The sequence below is a fragment of the Streptomyces sp. JJ66 genome (assembly GCF_019303495.1).
In the GTDB taxonomy this organism is placed as follows: Bacteria; Actinomycetota; Actinomycetes; order Streptomycetales; family Streptomycetaceae; genus Streptomyces.
On record NZ_JAEVFI010000023.1, the window covers coordinates 13,650 to 27,202 of the forward strand.

13 protein-coding genes and 1 riboswitch are annotated in these 13,553 nt (G+C 71.7%); of the genes, 9 read left to right on the forward strand and 4 right to left on the reverse strand.

What is annotated here, in order from left to right:
• Positions 1–44: 44 nt before the first annotated feature.
• Positions 45–563 carry a general stress protein gene (locus JJV70_RS16675; protein ID WP_219048790.1) on the forward strand — a complete coding sequence of 173 codons (519 nt, stop codon included), beginning with the start codon at positions 45–47 and terminating at the stop codon, positions 561–563.
• Between the two features lie 127 nt (positions 564–690).
• Here JJV70_RS16675 and JJV70_RS16680 read toward each other — a convergent pair whose 3' ends face one another.
• Positions 691–2,157, reverse strand: a complete 1,467-nt coding sequence (locus JJV70_RS16680) for a trehalose-6-phosphate synthase (protein WP_219048791.1) — start codon at positions 2,155–2,157, stop codon at positions 691–693.
• A 102-nt stretch (positions 2,158–2,259) separates the two neighbouring features.
• Positions 2,260–3,219 (reverse strand): glucosyl-3-phosphoglycerate synthase, encoded by a 960-nt coding sequence (locus JJV70_RS16685; RefSeq protein WP_219048792.1) that lies wholly within the window; start codon positions 3,217–3,219, stop codon positions 2,260–2,262.
• Between the two features lie 157 nt (positions 3,220–3,376).
• Positions 3,377–3,534: riboswitch (SAM riboswitch) on the forward strand.
• A 17-nt stretch (positions 3,535–3,551) separates the two neighbouring features.
• Between JJV70_RS16685 and thrC the strand changes: the two genes are divergently transcribed.
• From thrC to JJV70_RS16725, 8 genes are all read left to right on the forward strand, one after another.
• Positions 3,552–4,901 carry a threonine synthase gene (thrC, locus tag JJV70_RS16690; protein WP_257574076.1) on the forward strand — a complete coding sequence of 450 codons (1,350 nt, stop codon included), beginning with the start codon at positions 3,552–3,554 and terminating at the stop codon, positions 4,899–4,901.
• A gap of 75 nt (positions 4,902–4,976) precedes the next feature.
• The gene (locus tag JJV70_RS16695; protein ID WP_219048794.1) at positions 4,977–5,255 is read left to right on the forward strand and encodes a ubiquitin-like small modifier protein 1; all 279 of its coding nucleotides are present in this window, start codon (positions 4,977–4,979) and stop codon (positions 5,253–5,255) included.
• Between the two features lie 518 nt (positions 5,256–5,773).
• Positions 5,774–5,977: a cold-shock protein gene (locus tag JJV70_RS16700; protein ID WP_121788175.1), complete on the forward strand. Its 204-nt coding sequence runs from the start codon at positions 5,774–5,776 to the stop codon at positions 5,975–5,977.
• Positions 5,978–6,376: 399 nt separating this feature from the next.
• The gene (groL, locus tag JJV70_RS16705) at positions 6,377–8,002 is read left to right on the forward strand and encodes a chaperonin GroEL (RefSeq protein WP_219048795.1); all 1,626 of its coding nucleotides are present in this window, start codon (positions 6,377–6,379) and stop codon (positions 8,000–8,002) included.
• A gap of 447 nt (positions 8,003–8,449) precedes the next feature.
• Complete coding sequence (locus tag JJV70_RS16710; RefSeq protein ID WP_219048796.1) at positions 8,450–9,904, forward strand: sodium:alanine symporter family protein; 1,455 nt, start codon at positions 8,450–8,452, stop codon at positions 9,902–9,904.
• Positions 9,905–10,020: 116 nt separating this feature from the next.
• Positions 10,021–10,275, forward strand: a complete 255-nt coding sequence (locus JJV70_RS16715; RefSeq protein ID WP_219048797.1) for a type II toxin-antitoxin system Phd/YefM family antitoxin — start codon at positions 10,021–10,023, stop codon at positions 10,273–10,275.
• Complete coding sequence (locus tag JJV70_RS16720) at positions 10,272–10,538, forward strand: type II toxin-antitoxin system RelE/ParE family toxin (protein WP_219048798.1); 267 nt, start codon at positions 10,272–10,274, stop codon at positions 10,536–10,538. Before JJV70_RS16715 ends, JJV70_RS16720 begins: the two co-directional genes overlap by 4 nt.
• 168 nt (positions 10,539–10,706) lie before the next feature.
• Positions 10,707–12,233 carry a hypothetical protein gene (locus tag JJV70_RS16725; protein WP_257574077.1) on the forward strand — a complete coding sequence of 509 codons (1,527 nt, stop codon included), beginning with the start codon at positions 10,707–10,709 and terminating at the stop codon, positions 12,231–12,233.
• Between the two features lie 99 nt (positions 12,234–12,332).
• On the opposite strand, the gene JJV70_RS16730 is transcribed toward JJV70_RS16725, so the two are convergent.
• Together JJV70_RS16730 and JJV70_RS16735 are read right to left on the reverse strand one after the other, a co-directional pair.
• On the reverse strand, positions 12,333–12,749 hold the full coding sequence (locus JJV70_RS16730) for an STAS domain-containing protein (protein WP_219048799.1): 417 nt from the start codon (positions 12,747–12,749) through the stop codon (positions 12,333–12,335).
• 36 nt (positions 12,750–12,785) lie between these two features.
• A complete protein-coding gene (locus JJV70_RS16735) occupies positions 12,786–13,217 on the reverse strand; it encodes an ATP-binding protein (protein WP_219048800.1) in 432 nt (143 codons plus the stop codon).
• Positions 13,218–13,553 lie beyond the last annotated feature (336 nt).

The following is a 13,553-nucleotide window of genomic DNA, read 5'->3' on the forward strand; positions in this document are numbered from 1 at the left end:
CTTCCGAGCGTCACGAAACCTGCGATCGTCAAGGAGAGAGAACGATGGCCGAGCCCGACATCCCGATCGGCGCGCCGAGCGAGATCAGCATGGCGTGGAACACCGTCGCGAGCTTCGAGGCGTACGAGGAGGCCCAGGCCGCCGTCGATCAGCTCTCGGACGCGAAGTTCCCGGTCGAGCACCTGGACATCATCGGCTCCGACCTGCGGCTGGTGGAGCATGTCACCGGGCGCCTCACCCAGGGCAGCGCGGCAGCGGCCGGTGCGGCGAGCGGCGCCTGGTTCGGCCTGTTCATCGGCCTGCTGGTGGGCCTGTTCACGACGGGACCGGCGTGGCTGGGGCTCATCCTGGGCGGCGTCCTCATCGGTGCCGTGTGGGGCGCGATCTTCGGCTTCGTCTCGCACGCCGTGACGGGAGGACGCCGGGACTTCTCCTCCCAGCGCAGCCTCGTCGCCGCCCGCTACGACGTCGTCGCCCGGGGCGGCCACGCGGAGGAGGCCCGCACCGCGCTGGCCCGCGCCCGTGCCCAGGCCGGGACGGACACCGGCAACACCGCGTACTGAGGCGCCCCGGGTATCTCAACCCGCCGTGCGGCAGGGGCGTGCGTCCCCTGCCGCGCCCCGGTGACCCGCCTGGGTCCGCTGCCGCGCGCAGCCCCCGTCGCCGCCCAGCCGGGGTGCGTGCTGGGGGCTACGCGTGGCGCAGGGCGTCGAGTTGGGTGAGGAACCAGGTCTGGGGTGGGAGGGCTGTGGCGGCGGTGGCCAGGCGCTTGGTGCGGGCGGCGCGTTCCTCCGGCGGCAGGGACAGCGCGGTGTGCAGGGCGGCGGCGGTGTCGGCGATGTCGTAGGGGTTGACCAGAATGGCGTCTTCGGCCAGCTCGGCGGCGGCCCCGGCCTCGCGGGAGAGGACCAGCGCGCAGCCCGCGTCGGAGACGACCGGGACCTCCTTGGCCACCAGGTTCATGCCGTCCCGGATCGGGTTGACCAGGGCGACGTCGGCCAGCCGGTACGCGGCCAGCGAGCGGGCGAAGTCGTCCTTGACGTGCAGGACGACCGGCCGCCACGACTCCGTGCCGAACTCCGCGTTGATCTGCTCGGCGACGCGGGAGACCTCCTCGGTGTACCGGCGGTAGACGGTGAGGTCCTGGCGCGAGGGGTAGGCGAACGCCACGTGGACGACGCGGCCGCGCCACTGGGGGTGCTCCGCCAGCAGGCGCCGGTAGGCGTGCAGGCCGCGCACGATGTTCTTCGACAGCTCCGTGCGGTCCACGCGCACGATCGTGCGCCGCGGCGTGCCGGTGTCGTCCGCGCCGATCTGCTCCCGCAGCGCGGCCATGCGCTCGGCGACGTCGTCCCGGTGGGCGCGCTCGCGCAGGAACTCGGCGTCGGCGCCGAGACCGTGCACGCCGATCCGCGTGGTGCGCCCCTCGCAGGTGACGCGCAGCTCGCCGTCGGCCCAGTCGGTGCCTTCGACGCGGGCGCCCAGCACGTCGGCACAGCACGCGGCGAACGCCTCGGCCCAGCGGCGGGTGAGGAACGCGGCCCGGTCGGCGCCGAGGATGCCGCGCAGCACGGCGGCGGCGACGGCGTCGGGCAGCAGCCGGTAGTAGTCCGGCGGCGCCCACGGGGTGTGCGAGAAGTGGCCGATGCGCAGGTCAGGGCGGCGCTCACGGAGCAGCGCGGGGACGAGGGTGAGGTGGTAGTCCTGCACGAGGACGGCCGCGCCCTGCTCGGCGTCCCGGGCGAGCGCGTCCGCGAACGCCGCGTTGTACGCCTCGTAGGACCCCCACTGCTGTTCGAACGCGGTGTCGAACGCGGGTTCCAGCGGCGTCTGGTAGAGCAGGTGGTGGACGAACCACAGCACCGAGTTGGCGACACCGTTGTAGGCGTCGGCGAACGTGTCGGCGTCGATGTCGAGCATGCGGACGCGCTGGCCGCCGGTGTCCTCGGCGGGCAGCATCCCCTCCGCGCGGCGGGCCGCCGCGCGGTCGCCGTCACCGAGCGCGGCGCACACCCACACGGCGTCCGCGTCCGGACCGATCGCCGACAAGCCCGACACCAGGCCGCCACCGCCGCGTCTGGCGGTCAGCGTGCCGTCCTCGGCGACGGAGTAGGACACCGGGCCCCGATTGGAGGCGACGAGAACCTGGGAGACCATGCGGCGAGCGTATCCGGAACCGGGGTTGTTCAAACGACCGTGCGGTTTTGGCCAGCGGGCGGGAGGGTTTGCAGCTGGCTGGCGCCGCCCGCCGCCGGGTGGTTACGCCACCGCGTGGGCCGAGGCGTACTCCGGGACCGTGCCCATGGGAGGCCGTTCGACCGTGTCCACGCGGTGGGTGCGGGGGGCGAAGCCGCCCTCGGGGACGCGGTCGAACTGGGTCAGCTCGGGCCGGGTCAGGGGGGCGCCGGCGAGCCGGAGCTGTGCGGTGCGGTAGATCGCGGCGGCCATGCGGCCCAGCGCCTGCCCGTCCTGGTTGCGGTGTTTGCGGACGCCGACGTCCACCTGGGCCAGGGCGTCCAGGCCGACGGTGTGCAGCGAGTCCACCAGCAGCGCCAGTTCGACGCCGTAGCCGACGGGGAACGGCATGCGCTCCAGCAGCGAGCGCCGGGCCGCGTACTCCCCGCCCAGTGGCTGGACGAAACCGGCCAGGCGCGGCCAGTGCAGGTTCAGCAGCGGGCGCGCGACCAGCTCCGTCACCCGGCCGCCGCCCGCCGGGCTGTCCCCGAGCGGCCGGTCGTACATGCCCTTGACCAGCTGCACCGAGGGCTCGGTCAGCAGCGGGCCGACGATGCCGGAGACGAAGGCGGAACGGAAGTCGCGCAGGTCGGCGTCGATGAAGCAGACGATTTCGCCGCTGGTGGCCAGCAGGGAGCGCCAGAGCACCTCGCCCTTGCCCGGCACCGGCGGTATCCGTGGCAACAGGGAGTCGCGGTGCACCACCTTGGCCCCGGCCGCGGCGGCCACGTCGCCGGTGCGGTCGGTGGAACCGGAGTCAACGACGACCAGCTCGTCCACCAGGGGCACCTCCGACGTCATCAGCTCGGCCTTGATACAGGCGACGATGTCGCCGACGGTGGCCTCCTCGTTCAGCGCGGGCAGGACGACGCTCACGCTGCCGCGCGCGCCCGCCGCCCGCTTGGCGTCCAGCAGGCGCGCCAGCGGACGGTCTGCGGCGCTCCAGGAGCGCCGGTGCAGCCAGCTGTTGACCTCGTCCAGCACGAATCGCCTCCTGGGGATCATCCGCGGACGCCCCGTCTCGCGGTTCGGACGACCCCGTCCAGCGTCAGGGGTGTCGGTTACAGTCTTGAACAGCGCACGGGAACTCCGCATGTCGGGGCCCGGCGTTCGCCACAAACGCGCTGGTAAGGCGCCATAGAGCTCATCCAGAGGGGCAGAGGGAACGGCCCGTTGAAGCCCCGGCAACCCTCCCGCGCGTCATGCCGCCATTCCGGTTCTTCTCCGGAGGCGCAGCCGCCGTGGGGAAGGTGCCAATTCCGTCCCACGGCGAAGGTCGCCGTTTGGGGAAGATGAGGAGAAAGGGCCTCGCCTCCATGGCCGTGAACACGGTTGCAAGCACCACAGACGCCACTGGCTCTGCCGACAGCACCGCACCCACCACCCCTGGCGCCACCGCCGCCACACCCACCTCCGGGGTAGCGCTCGGCCCGGCCGTCGCGCTGTCCTGCCGGGAGTGCGGCGAGCGCGTCCCGCTCGGCCCCCACTTCGCCTGCGTGGCCTGTTTCGGCCCGCTGGAGATCGCCTACGAGCTGCCGACCGGGGACGCCGAAGCGCTGCGCCAGCGCATCGAGGCGGGCCCGAACAGCATCTGGCGGTACGCGCCGCTGCTGCCCGTTCCGGCGGACGTGGCGGACAAGCCGAACGTGAACCCCGGGTTCACCCGGCTGGTGCGCGCCGACAACCTGGCCCGCGAGCTGGGCGTCACCGGTGAGCTGCACGTCAAGGACGACTCCGGCAACCCGACGCACTCCTTCAAGGACCGCGTCGTCGCCATCGCCGTCGAGGCCGCCCGCGCCTTCGGTTTCACCACCCTGTCCTGTTCCTCCACCGGCAACCTGGCCGGCGCGGTGGGCGCCGCCGCCGCCCGCGCGGGCCTGCGCAGCTGCGTGTTCATCCCGCACGACCTGGAGCAGGGCAAGGTCGTCATGGCCGCCGTCTACGGCGGTGACCTGGTGGGCATCGAGGGCACCTACGACGATGTGAACCGTTTTTGCAGCGAGCTGATCGGGGACCCGGCGGGCGAGGGCTGGGGCTTCGTCAACGTCAACCTGCGGCCTTACTACGCCGAGGGCTCCAAGACGCTGGCGTACGAGATCTGCGAGCAGCTCGGCTGGCGGCTGCCGGACCAGCTGGTCATCCCGATCGCGTCCGGCTCGCAGCTGACGAAGATCGACAAGGGGCTGCGCGAGCTGATCGAGCTGGGCCTGGTCGAGGACAAGCCGTACAAGATCTTCGGCGCCCAGGCCGAGGGCTGCTCGCCGGTCGCGCAGGCGTTCAAGGGCGGCCACGACGTGGTGCGCCCGGTGCGGCCGGACACGATCGCCAAGTCGCTGGCCATCGGCAACCCGGCGGACGGCCCGTACGTGCTGGACATCGCCCGGCGCACCGGCGGCGCGGTGGAGGACGTCACCGACGAGCAGGTGGTGGACGCGATCAAGCTGCTCGCCCGCACCGAGGGCATCTTCGCGGAGACGGCGGGCGGCGTGACCGTCGGCGTCACCCGCAAACTGATCGACAGCGGCCAGCTGGACCCGGCGCTGACCACGGTCGTCCTCAACACCGGTGACGGCCTGAAGACGCTGGACGCGGTGGCCCCCACGTCCCGCCCCACGGCCGTCATCCGCCCCTCGCTGGACGCCTTCCGCGACGCGGGCCTGGCCTGACGGTCCGGCTCCCACGGCGTATCCCGCATTCCCCGCACGCGTCCCGCATCCCCGCACCCGACGAAGGAACCACCCATGAGCGTCAACGTCCGCATCCCGACGATCCTGCGCACCTACACCGGCGGTCAGGCCGAGGTCACCGCCGAGGGCGCGACCCTGGGCGAGGTGTTGGCCCACCTGGAGCAGAGCCACAACGGCATCAGCGCCCGCGTCCTGGACGACCAGGGCAAGCTGCGCCGCTTCGTCAACGTCTACGTCAACGACGACGACGTCCGCTTCGCGGAGGGCCTGGCGACGCCGACGCCGGACGGCGCGGGCGTCTCCATCATCCCGGCGGTCGCGGGCGGCGCGTAATCCGGCGTCCGTCGCACCCGTGGTCCTCAAGCGGCCCCGCCGGACCGGGTGGGGCCGCTTCGCCGTGGTGGGGGAGCTTCGCCGTGGTGGGGGCGCGTGGCTCCGGCGCGGGCGCCCCGGGTGGCTTCTGGGGGGTGTGCGAGGTGGCTATTCCGCCTGCCGGAAGACGGTAGGGTGGGGCCCTCTCCGCGTCCCGCCCGTCACATCCGTACCGGCATCTTCCGGAAGCACGGTGTGGCGCGACAAGTTGTGCCGGAAAACGCGAAAACCTTTGACCGGTTTGCGCCCGGTATGTCCGGCCGGGAGTGTCCCGGTTTGCAGACCTCTAGGTGCCTATTCCCGATCGGTTCTGCGCGGATTTCTCGTCTGATTGACCTGTTGCACAGGGCGTTCGGACAGATACATTCAGCGGCGGTCGACGCGTTCCGGCGCACACCCCCCCGACCCAGGGGGTGAACTCTGACCCGGGTCCGCGGAGTGCGGACTCGCGCAAAGGGCCAGTAATAGGGGAGTAAGGAATGGCTCAGGGCACCGTCAAGTGGTTCAACGCGGAGAAGGGCTACGGCTTCATCGCGGTCGACGGTGGTGCGGACGTGTTCGTCCACTACAGCGCGATCCAGATGGACGGATACCGCACCCTTGAGGAAGGGCAGCGGGTCGAGTTCGAGATCTCGCAGGGACAGAAGGGCCCGCAGGCGGACATGGTTCGCCTGGGCGCCTGAGCGGCGACCATCACCACCACGCGTCCGAAGGACCCCGCCGGTTACCGGCGGGGTCCTTCCGCGTCCCAGGGGCGCGGGTGCCGCCCGGTGCGGCGTTCGGTCCGGGCCGCCGCCCTGGGCAAGGGGCTGGTCCCGTGCAAGGGGCTGGTCCCGTGCACGGGTCTGACGCTGGCCCGGCCCGGCGCTCGACGCGACCGTAGTCCGCGACGCGCTTGCACTCGAAGGGGGCGAGTGCTAATCATGGGGCTTAGCACTCTGAAGGTGAGAGTGACAAAACGAGGACCGGGTCGGTGAGGCCCGCGGGGCTCGGCGGAAGGAACGCCGGGTGTCGCAGGCCGTCCGTCGCGGGCGCCAGCGCGGTCCGGAGCAATCCACCCCAGTCCGGGAGGACCACTTCACATGGCCAAGATCATCGCGTTCGACGAGGAGGCGCGGCGCGGCCTCGAACGCGGCATGAACCAGCTCGCCGACGCTGTCAAGGTCACGCTGGGCCCCAAGGGCCGCAACGTCGTGCTGGAGAAGAAGTGGGGCGCCCCCACGATCACCAACGACGGTGTCTCCATCGCCAAGGAAATCGAGCTGGAAGACGCCTACGAGAAGATCGGCGCCGAGCTCGTCAAGGAGGTCGCGAAGAAGACGGACGACGTCGCCGGTGACGGCACGACGACCGCGACCGTCCTGGCCCAGGCCCTGGTCCGCGAGGGCCTGCGCAACGTGGCCGCCGGTGCCAACCCGATGGCGCTCAAGCGCGGCATCGAGCGGGCCACCGAGGCCGTGTCCGCCGCCCTGCTGGAGCAGGCCAAGGACGTGGAGACCAAGGAGCAAATCGCCTCCACCGCCTCCATCTCCGCCGCTGACACCCAGATCGGCGAGCTGATCGCCGAGGCCATGGACAAGGTCGGCAAGGAAGGCGTCATCACCGTCGAGGAGTCGCAGACCTTCGGTCTTGAGCTGGAGCTCACCGAGGGCATGCGCTTCGACAAGGGCTACATCTCGGCGTACTTCGCGACCGACATGGAGCGCATGGAGACGGTCTACGACGACCCGTACATCCTCATCGCCAACTCCAAGATCGGCAACGTCAAGGACCTGCTGCCGCTGCTGGAGAAGGTCATGCAGTCGGGCAAGCCGCTGCTGATCATCGCCGAGGATGTCGAGGGCGAGGCGCTGTCCACGCTCGTCGTCAACAAGATCCGCGGCACCTTCAAGTCCGTCGCCGTCAAGGCCCCGGGCTTCGGCGACCGCCGCAAGGCCATGCTCGGTGACATCGCCATCCTCACCGGCGGCCAGGTCATCTCCGAGGAGGTCGGCCTCAAGCTGGAGAACGCCGGTCTGGAGCTGCTGGGCCGCGCCCGCAAGGTCGTCGTCACCAAGGACGAGACCACGATCGTGGACGGCGCTGGCGACAGCGAGCAGGTCCAGGGCCGCGTCAACCAGATCCGTGCCGAGATCGAGAACTCCGACTCGGACTACGACCGCGAGAAGCTCCAGGAGCGGCTGGCGAAGCTGGCCGGCGGCGTGGCCGTCATCAAGGCCGGTGCCGCCACCGAGGTGGAGCTCAAGGAGCGCAAGCACCGCATCGAGGACGCGGTGCGCAACGCGAAGGCCGCCGTCGAGGAGGGCATCGTCGCCGGTGGTGGCGTGGCCCTGCTCCAGGCGTCAGCCGTGTTCGACAAGCTGGAGCTGGAGGGCGACGAGGCCACCGGTGCCGCCGCCGTCAAGCTGGCCCTGGAGGCCCCGCTCAAGCAGATCGCGGTCAACGCCGGTCTTGAGGGCGGCGTCGTGGTCGAGAAGGTGCGCAACGTGCAGGTCGGTCACGGCCTGAACGCCGCCACCGGCGAGTACGTGGACATGATCGCCGAGGGCATCATCGACCCGGCCAAGGTCACGCGCTCCGCGCTGCAGAACGCCGCGTCGATCGCCGCGCTGTTCCTGACGACCGAGGCCGTCATCGCCGACAAGCCGGAGAAGGCCGCGCCCGCCGCCGCCGACCCGACCGGCGGCATGGGCGGCATGGACTTCTGATCCGGCCCCGGCCTGGATCAGCGGTTCGCCCGCGGGGCGGCTCCCTTCCGGGAGCCGCCCTCTCGCGTTTCCGCCCAGGCCCCGCAGCCCCGTTGCTCCACCAGGCGGGGCAGCTGGGGGACCAGCGTGTACATGGCGACGGCTCTGCATGCCCACGGCGTTGACGAAGCCCATCACGTCCTCGTTGAGCGGCCGGATGCCGTGACGGTGCGCACCCCCGCTGGCAGGCCGACTCGTGCTCGGGTCCGAGCGCGGCAAGGCCCCCCTCAGGGCGGCTCATTGTGTGACAAGTCGCACAATGTTAACGGGTGTTCAGGTGTGCGGGGTGGACGGTAGATTCCCGGAAGCCCGAAAACCGGTGGCGTCCGGGTGCGTGATCCGCTCGCTGTGCCACTGGGGACGGAACCCGAGATCCACGCCCCCACAGGACGGACCACCCCCACCGTCATGAGCACGCTCGAAGCCTTCGTCGTTGATCTGAACGACGTCTTCTGGACGTATCTGCTGATCCCGCTCGTCGCTGTCGCGGGCCTGTACTTCACGTTCCGCTCGCGCGGGGCGCAGCTGCGGCTCTTCCCGGACATGCTCCGGGTCTTCAAGGCCAAGACGACCGGTGGGGTGTCCCCCTTCGGCGCGTTCACCATCTCCGCCGCCGCTCGCATCGGTACCGGCAACGTCGCGGGGGTGGCCACGGCCATCACGCTCGGTGGGCCCGGGGCCGTCTTCTGGATGTGGATGATGGCGCTCATCGGCGGCGCGTCGGCGTTCGTCGAGTCGGTGCTCGCGCAGCTGTACAAGGCGCGCGGCAGGCAGCCGGGCACCTACCGGGGCGGTCCGGCGTACTACATGGAGCGGGCACTCGGGAAGCGCTGGCTCGGTGTGCTGTTCGCCGTGCTCATCACGCTGACGTTCGGCTTCGTGCTGACGGCCGTGCAGTCCAACACCATCGCCGTCGCGGTGGACGGCTCGCTGGACGTCGGGGCGGGCTGGTTCTCCCCGGTGCTGGGCATCAGCCTGGCCGCGCTGCTCGCGCTGACCGTCTTCTTCGGCGTCAAGCGGCTGGCGGCCGTGACGAGTGCGCTGGTGCCCGTCATGGCGGGCCTGTACCTGGTGCTCGGTGCCGTGATCGTCGCGCTGAACGCCGACATGGTGCCCGGGATGCTGGCCGACATCGTCGGCGGCGCCTTCGGCTTCCGCGAGGTCGCGGGCGGTGCCATCGGTACGGCGATTCTCCAGGGTGTGCGGCGCGGCATGTTCTCCAACGAGGCGGGCATGGGCTCCTCGCCCAACGCCGCGGCGGCCGCGGAGACCTCGCACCCGGTCAAGCAGGGCCTCGTGCAGACCTTCGGCGTCTACTTCGACACCCTGATCGTGTGCACCATCACGGCGTTCGTCGTGCTCAGCGCCAACCCGACCCTGGGCCAGCGCGGCAGCGCGGACGTCACACAGACCGCGTTCGCCGAGACGCTCGGGGCGTGGGGCGGGCACGCGCTGACGGTCATCGTCTTCCTGCTCGCGTTCAGCTCGATGATCGGCAACTACTACTACGGCGAGTCGAACGTCCGGTTCCTCACCGGCTCCGACCGCGTCATGACCGCCTACCGTGGCGCCGTCCTGCTGTGCGTGGCCCTGGGCGCCATGGGCTCGGTGAAGCTGGTGTGGAGCCTGGGTGACATCACGATGGGCGCCATGGCCATGGTGAACCTGCTGTCGATCCTGCCGCTGTCGGTGATCGCCTTCAAGCTCCTGGCCGACTACCAGGCCCAGCGCCGCGCGGGCCTCGACCCGGTGTTCACCCGCGACCGCATCCCGGGCCTGACCGGCGTCGAGTGCTGGGACCCGGCGGAAACCCCCACCCCGGCCGCCCCCGCACACCAGACCACCCCGGCGGCCGACCGCTGACGGCCGCGAAATGACCCTGCCTGAGGGGTACCCCCGCCGGGGGTGCCCCTCAGGTATGTGTTGCCTCCGCTCTCCAGGGCATTGTGTACACAGTGTCTACTAGCTACACTTTGCCTATGGAAGAGTTGAGGGAACCGGTGCGCGAAGCGCGTGCCCACTTCGGTGATGTCATCGACCGAGCCCTGCGGGACGAGACCACGGTGATCACGCGCAACGGCAAGGAGGTGGCGGCTGTCGTCTCGATGGATTCCTTCCGCAAGTTCCGGCTACTGGAAGACGAAGCCGACCGACGGGCTATCGCCGACTCCGTGGACGAGCCGACCTATAGCTTCGAGGAAGTTCTACGCGAGACGCTGGAACGCCCTGAGTGAAGTACCAGATCCGTTTCACCCAGCGAGCCCGAAATCAGTTGCGAGGGATCAGCAAGACGGTCGCGATGCGCATTCTGCGGAAGCTGACCGAACTGCTCGATGACCCGTATGGCCTGGACACCACTGCCCTGGTCGGTTCTGAGGCCGATGAACGCCGCTTGCGTGTGGGTGACTACCGCGTGGTGTACACCGTGGATGACGGTCGGCTCGTCGTCCAGGTGGTGCGGGTCGGCCATCGCAGCGAGGTGTACCGGGGGCGGTAGCCGGGTCGTGGGGCCGGGTGGGTTGAGACGGCTCCGGCAAGTGGGCCGCATGGCAGGCGTGGGTGTCCGCCGGGTGACGTAGTCCGTGTGGTGGGGCGGGTGGGGTGGGGGGAGGGTTGCGGGTGGGCGGGGTGCACGCCCACGGCTGGTTCGAGGTACGAGGTCCGCATGCAGTCTCTGAGCCCGCTGCTCTCCGGTCAGCAGCAGGAACGTTTTCGCGTCGCGCTGCGGCAGCTCGACGCCCGGGGGGACCGGCCGGTGCTGTGGCTGGGCGGCACCGCCGTGGGATACGTGCTGCTCCAGCTCGTGCTCGTCGTCCCGGGGCTCGGGCTCGGATGGGACGAGACCGTCTACGTCAGCCAGGTGGACCCCCGCCACCCCGCCGCCTACCTCAGCGCCCCCCGGGCGCGGGGCATCAGTTACCTGGTGGCGCCCCTTCTCGCGGTGACGGGCTCCGAGACGGCGCTGCGGCTCTACCTGGCCGCCCTGTCCGGGCTGGCGCTGTTCCTCGCCCTGTGGGTGTGGCGCCACCTGCTGCCGCCGCCGGTGCTGGCCCTCGCCGGCGGGCTGTTCGCCACCTTGTGGATCAGCCTGTTCTACGGACCCCAGGTCATGCCCAACCTGTGGGTGGCCCTCGCGGCGCTCGCCGCCGTCGGCTGCTTCCTGCGTGCCGGTGCCGACGCCGGTGACAGGGGCGCGCTGGTGGGGCTGGGGCTGACCCTCGCCGCCGTCGCGCTGCTGCGCCCGCCGGACGCCGCGTGGCTCGCGCTGCCGCTGGGTGTCGCCGCCCTGGTCGTGCCCGGCTGGCGGCGGGCGCGGCTGCTGGCGGCGCTCGTGCTCGGGCCGCTGGCCGGTGCCGCGCCGTGGGTCGCCGACGCGTACGCGGACTACGGCGGGCTGCTGGCCCGGCTGGAGCGGGCCAGCGAGATCCAGGGCGGCCTGGGCTGGAACCTGGCGTTCGCGGACCAGCTGTACGCGCAGGCGGGGCGGTCGCTGTGTCGGCCGTGCACCATCGGCTGGGAGCAGCCGGTCACCGGCCTGTGGTGGCTGCTGCTGCCGCTGGCCGTCGGCTACGGGCTCGTCGTGGCGCTGCGGGCCCGGGGGGTGCGGCGCCGGTGGCGGGCGCCGGTGGTGCTGGCCACCGCCGTCGGCGGGACGCTGGCGGTGCCGTACCTGTTGCTGATCGACTACGCCGCGCCGCGCTTCCTGCTGCCCACGTACGCGCTGCTGGCCCTGCCCGTCGCCTTCGGCCTGGTGCGGCTGGTCACGGGCGGACGGCGCGGGCTGCGCCCCGTGGTCGCTGGCGTGCTGGTGCTCGCGCTCGCGGCCCACGTGGCGGTGCAGGTGGGCGTGGCGCGGGGTGCGGCGGCGCGCAGCGGTGCGGCGGGGGAGGCGGTCGCCGCGGTGGCGGCAGAGCTGAACCGGGCCGGGGTGCGGACGCCGTGCGTCGTCTCCGGGCACGACGCGGTACGGGTGGCGTACCGGGCGGGGTGCGCGTCGCGGCAGGCATCGGGGCACGACGAGTCGATCACGGTGGCCGGGCTGCGGGGGCTCGCGGAGCGGATGCCGGTGGCGGTGCTGGTGGCGGGCGGTGAGCGGGCGCCGGGGTATGCGCGGGGGTGGCGTGCGGTGCGGCTGCCGTCGTGGGCGTCGTCGCCGTCGTATGGGGCGTACGTGTCGCCTTCGGCGCGGTGAGGTTGCCTGTGGCCCTCCCCCTCGGCGAAACCCCGTAGCGGTGACCCCCGGGACTCCGGGTTTCCCGCTGGGCGGGGGCGTCGCCTCCGGCTGTGGTGCTCAGGCTCCGGAGGGGCTGGAGTGCGGGGCGGGGGGCCAGGGCGGGCGCAGGTCCGCGGGGACGGCGGTGATGGCTTCGCCGGGGGTGGGGAAGCAGCGGAACAGGTGCCGGGTGCCGGTGAGGGCGAACAGCTCCATGATGCGGCTGCCCACCCCGGCGAGCAGCAGTGAGCCGTTCAGACGGCGGCACAGCCAGTTCACCGAGAGCAGGCAGTTCAGGCCGCGGGAGTCGCAGAAGGACAGCGCGGTGAGGTCCAGGAGCAGGTGGTGGCGGCCGTCGTCCACCAGATCGCCGGCGCGGCGCAGGAGCTGCTGCTCGGTGGAGACGTCGAGCTTGCCCGCGACGCGCAGCATCGCACAGCCCTCGGTGCGGACGACGTCCGTGAGGGTCAGTCGGTCGGTGTCGCTCAGCACCATCGGCTCCGTTACTGGATACGTGTTCGCACCCCCAAGCTAACCCGCGGGCGCGACGGCCGCCGACGCCAGCCCGGTGTGACAGGGGACGTCGGCCCACACGCGTTTGCCCGGGCCGTGGGGTTCGACGCCCCAGCGGCTGGCGAGGCGTTCGAGTATCTGCAGGCCCAGCCCGCCGGTGCCGGAGGTGACGTCGGGTGTGCGGCGCACCGGGGGCAGCGGGCTGGCGTCGGCCACGGCGACCTCCACGCCATGGCCGGACGGGCGCAGGCGCAGGCAGGCATCGCTGTCGGCGTGCCGGTGGGCGTTGGTGACCATTTCCGTGACCAGGAGCACCACGACGTCCACCCCCTCGGTGTCGCAGCCCCACCGGCGCAGTGTTGCCCGCACCAGGTCCCGGGCCCGGGCGAAGGCACCGGGTGCCCGGGGAACGTCCCAGGTGAGGACGGGCGCTTCGGACGCGGGTTTCATTCCGCAGCCCCCCTTCCGCGTGGAGTGTGCTTGTGGTTGCGGCTTCCCGGCGCTGGGGGCGGCAAACCGGGGGAGGAGGGCGGGAGCGGTGTGCGGAGGGTGGGAGCGGCGCGCGGGAGGAAGAGGGGACGGGGGCCGGGGTTGGGGCGCGAAGCAGGGGGTCGGGTGTGCGGCGTGGACGGCCGCTGCAATTATTCGCTTGCGGCAAGTATCCTCCTTGCCGCAAGCGCGTCGGCAGGCGTCGGCGTCCAGGGATATCGGAGGTGGGGGCTGTGACGGAGACCGTCGGCGTGCCCGATCCGGACGAGCTCGCGGTGCGGGTCGCCGCGAGCCGGA